Genomic DNA, 4,298 nt, shown 5'->3' on the forward strand with positions numbered 1-4,298 from the left:
TTTTTACCTAAAAAACCTTCTATAAAAATACCCAATATGTTACCGAGTATTGCGATTGATTAGCTCGAACTCACGTTCAATAATAAAGCCAACATTATAACTTCCCACAATAATACCAACAACAGATGCAATGGCCGCTGTAATAATGTATGCAGTTTTAGAATTGTTGCAAATTCCTTTTATATAATCTGCCGTTCCGGTAACAATACCAACAGCGGTTGTAAAACAAGCTAAGGCAACTAAAATACTTAAAAACGTGGTTCCTAAATTCCCTAAAGTTTGTGTGCTTAAGCCAGATAAAATTTCAATTCTTGAGGCATTTTCTGCAAAGGTTGATGAGAATAAAGATCCGCTTAAAATTAAACCTCCGTAAATGAGTAATAATCCAGTTCCTGCTATATAACCTGCTTTTCTAATTAAGGTTCTTTTTTCGAAAAAAGTGCTGTGATTGCTATAATCTAAAGAGATAATTATAACAGCTCCTACAACAACACCGGCAATAGCATCAAAAGTTTGATATCCTTCTAAAAGTCCGTCTACAAAAGGATTTTTAAAAGTAGAAAGATTTACAATTCCGGGTGAAGTAAAAAGGGCAATTGAAATAATTACCAATAAAATAATGACAATAATTGGCGTTAAAAATTTACCGATTAAACTGATAATTTTAGAACGATTTACCGCAAAAATAAACACCAAAACAAAGTAAATAATACTCGTTAAAATAGGTGGCGAATCAAAAAACGGTTGAATTGCCATTTCATGCGTAACTGCAGCAGTTCTTGGTGATGGAATTGCCGCCGCAATACTATAAATTAAAAAACAAAAAACAGTACTAAAAACCGGTGAAACTTTTTTCCCAAAATCATACAGAGTTCCTTGTAGTTTTGCATGCGCAAAAATGGCGAATATAGGAATAATGATGGCTGTTAAGATAAAGCCTAAAACAACAATCCACCAATCGGAACCAGACTTAACACCTAAAGTTGGTGGTAAAATTAAATTTCCAGCGCCAAAAAAGAGCGAAAATAAAGCAAAACCGGCAATCCAAATATCTTTTGTTTTGTTCAAGCTAATTTACTTTTTTAAGGTTTAAATGATTAAAGTCGAAACTAAAATCTGTAATTGGCGCAATAAATTTCATAGTTGCTCCTGTGGTGATTCCTTTTTCATCAAAAGAAAATTGTATAAAAACATCTGCATCATAACTTCTATTGTTCCATTTTGCAACATAGGTTGTTTGGTTGTAAGGCAACAATTCGCCAATTAAAGTGGCAGAACGTTCACATTTTATTTGGTAAGAATTTCCATCATTAGAAATTATAATATTTCCAAACCAAGCATCGTTGTACGTTCCTACAATTTGTGAGGGTTTTGGTAAACTTTTATCCGCTTTGGCTAAAATAGTTTTGCTATAAACGGTTGCTTTTATACTATCGTTGTATTTTAAATAATTGGCGTTTTTTGTTCCGTAAATTTTTAACCAATCTCTATCTTTATAATCTAGGTATGCGTCTTTAATTGTATTTGTAATAGTGTTAAAAGCTTTTCCATTCATTTGGTTTGTAAGCACAACAATTGCCAAATCTAAATCAGGAATCATGGTAAACTGAGTTACTGTACCAATTAAGCCTCCTGTGTGATACACTTGTTTGTAACCGCCTTTTACATCCGTTAAATACCAACCCAAGCCGTATCCTCTAAAATTAGAATTGTAAGAATCGTTTTTTGCTACTTTTAAAGGGGTTTGTAATTGCCAAAGTTCATGAAATTCCGTTTCACTTAACAAGCGTTTTCCATTTTTAGTAACTGCATCATTCATTAAAAAATTTGCCCAAATAAGCATGTCGGTTACGTTGCTCATAATTCCTCCTGCAGGATTTGCAGTTTCGCTCCAATCATGCGGAATTTGAATTACTTTTCCGTCTGCTCTTGTATGTGCGTCTATTATATTTGTTCTGTTGGTAACTCTATTGTAAGACCCTTTACTGTTCGTCATTCCAACAGGTTTCATTATTTTGGTTTCAATAAATTCTGTCCAAGTAAGTCCGCTTACGCGTTTTAAAACTTCTCCGGCAATAATAAACATGTTGTTATTATAAGCAAATTTACTTCGGAAAGAGGATGCTGGTTTCAAGTATTTTACATTGTTGATGATGTCTTGTGTTGTAAAATTATTATTTTCTGGTAAAAACATTAAATCTCCGGCGCCTAAACCCATTCCACTTCTATGAGTTACCAAATCGCGGATGGTAAATTGTTCTGTTACCCAAGAATCATACAATTGAAATTCTGGAATGTGTTTTCTTACTTTATCATCCCAATTTAGTTTGCCCGCATCTACCATCATTGCCAAGGCAAAACATGTAAACCCTTTACTATTAGAAGCAATACCAACCAAAGTATTTTCATTCATGTCTTTTTTAGAAGTTAAAGATCTAACTCCTTTGCCCTTTGCATATACTATTTTTCCGTCTTTTAAAATACCTACAGAAATACCCGGAACATCAAAAGTTTTTAAAGTTTGTTCTACTAAATTATCGAGCTTTTTCTCTGCTATTTGTGCGTTGCTTTTTAGGGTGAATAAAGAGGTTATAAATAGTAATAAAACGAAAAAAGTTGCTTGTTTAAAGTTGTACATTATAGAGGTAATTTTTATCCTTGAAATATACATATTTTTCATATCTTTAAATATGATATTTTTTAAATATTATATGAGCCCTAAAAGGATTTGAACTCCTTTTAGAGCTGGTATATTAATAAAAATTAAAAATGCGAGCATTAGAAACCATTAAATTAGATCACTTCTATCATATTTATAATAGAGGAATTAATGGTGAAGATTTGTTTTATTCTGATGAAAATTATCGCTATTTTTTAAAATTATATAAAAAATATATTTTTCCTGTTGCGGAAACTTTTGCTTGGTGTTTGTTAAAAAATCATTTTCATTTTTTAGTAAAAATTAGAACGGAAGTAGAAATTTGTACTAACTTTTCTATTGATACAGAAAAAGCAGTTAAAAAACCATCTCAACAATTTTCTCATTTTTTTAATGCCTATGTACAAGCTATTAATAATCAAAATAAACGGCATGGATCATTACTAGAAAAACTATTTCGAAGAATAGAATTAAAAGATGAAACATATTTAAAAAATTTGATTTTATATATTCATAATAATCCTATTCAGCATGGCTTTGATAAAAAATTGACAGATTATCCGTGGAGTTCCTATTTTTCTATAATTTCAGATAAAAAATCTGCGATTGAAAAAGATAAAGTAATTTATCAATTTGAAACAAAAGAAAATTTTATTGATTCGCATCAACTAAAAATAGATAGTATTGCTACAGAAAAATGGTTAAATATTTAGTAGCCCTTAAAGGGTTTTAAACCCTTTCAGGGTTGAGTAATTTCTAATTTGTTTCTATGATTCTAGTCTACAAAAACGCCAATATTTTTTATATTGATGAAGGAAAAGGAATTGCAGTATTCAACATAATAGTACTAAAAGCTAACAGATTATCCTTAGAGTTCCTATTTTTTCTATAATTTCAGATAAAAAATCTGCGATTGAAAAAGATAAAGTAATTTATCAATTTGATACAAAGGAAAATTTTATTGATTCGCATCAACTAAAAATAGATAGTATTGCTACAGAAAAATGGTTAAATATTTAGTAGCCCTTAAAGGGTTTTAAACCCTTTCAGGGTTGAGTAATTTCTAATTTGTTTCTATGATTCTAGTCTACAAAAACGCCAATATTTTTTATATTGATGAAGGAAAAGGATTCGCAGTATTCAACATAATAGTACTAAAGCTAACAGATTATCCTTGGAGTTCTTACTTTTCAATAATTTCGGATAAAAAATCTGCGATTGAAAAAGATAAAGTAATTTATCAATTTGAAACAAAAGAAAATTTTATTGATTCGCATCAACTAAAAATAGATAGTATTGCTACAGAAAAATGGTTAAATATTTAGTAGCCCTTAAAGGGTTTTAAACCCTTTCAGGGTTGAGTAATTTCTAATTTTTTACAATGATTCTAGTCTACAAAAACGCCAATGTTTTTTATATTGATGAAGGAAAAGGAATCGCAGTATTCAACATAATAGTACTAAAAGCTAACAGATTATCCGTGGAGTTCCTATTTTTCTATAATTTCAGATAAAAAATCTGCGATTGAAAAAGATAAAGTAATTTATCAATTTGATACAAAGGAAAATTTTATTGATTCGCATCAACTAAAAATAGATAGTATTGCTACAGAAAAATGGTTAAATATTTAGTAGCCCTT

The 4,298-nt window shown here is 30.1% G+C and carries 3 protein-coding genes and 1 pseudogene; 2 read left to right on the plus strand and 2 right to left on the minus strand.

The genetic code is table 11. From position 1 onward, the window contains the following. Nucleotides 1-78: 78 nt before the first annotated feature. Nucleotides 79-1,068: pseudogene (locus ACSHW5_RS16580) on the minus strand (branched-chain amino acid transport system II carrier protein); the annotation flags it as partial. 1 nt (nucleotide 1,069) lies between these two features. After that, nucleotides 1,070-2,638, minus strand: coding sequence for a serine hydrolase (locus ACSHW5_RS16585; protein ID WP_435677259.1), 1,569 nt, complete (start codon nucleotides 2,636-2,638; stop codon nucleotides 1,070-1,072). 131 nt (nucleotides 2,639-2,769) lie between these two features. On the opposite strand from ACSHW5_RS16585, the gene ACSHW5_RS16590 reads away from it, so the two are divergent. Both ACSHW5_RS16590 and ACSHW5_RS16595 read left to right on the plus strand, forming a co-directional pair. Further along, nucleotides 2,770-3,372: a transposase gene (locus ACSHW5_RS16590; protein WP_435677260.1), complete on the plus strand. Its 603-nt coding sequence runs from the start codon at nucleotides 2,770-2,772 to the stop codon at nucleotides 3,370-3,372. 363 nt (nucleotides 3,373-3,735) lie between these two features. Further along, nucleotides 3,736-3,984 carry a hypothetical protein gene (locus tag ACSHW5_RS16595; protein ID WP_435677261.1) on the plus strand — a complete coding sequence of 83 codons (249 nt, stop codon included), beginning with the start codon at nucleotides 3,736-3,738 and terminating at the stop codon, nucleotides 3,982-3,984. Nucleotides 3,985-4,298 lie beyond the last annotated feature (314 nt).

It is taken from the genome of Polaribacter sp. (genome assembly GCF_051251875.1).
In the GTDB taxonomy this organism is placed as follows: Bacteria; Bacteroidota; Bacteroidia; order Flavobacteriales; family Flavobacteriaceae; genus Polaribacter.

Coding starts and splice junctions, on each gene's coding strand:
- ACSHW5_RS16585 (WP_435677259.1), bottom strand. CDS start 2,638: ATGTACAACTTTAAACAAGCAACTTTTTTCGTTTTATTACTATTTATA.
- ACSHW5_RS16590 (WP_435677260.1), top strand. CDS start 2,770: ATGCGAGCATTAGAAACCATTAAATTAGATCACTTCTATCATATTTAT.
- ACSHW5_RS16595 (WP_435677261.1), top strand. CDS start 3,736: ATGATTCTAGTCTACAAAAACGCCAATATTTTTTATATTGATGAAGGA.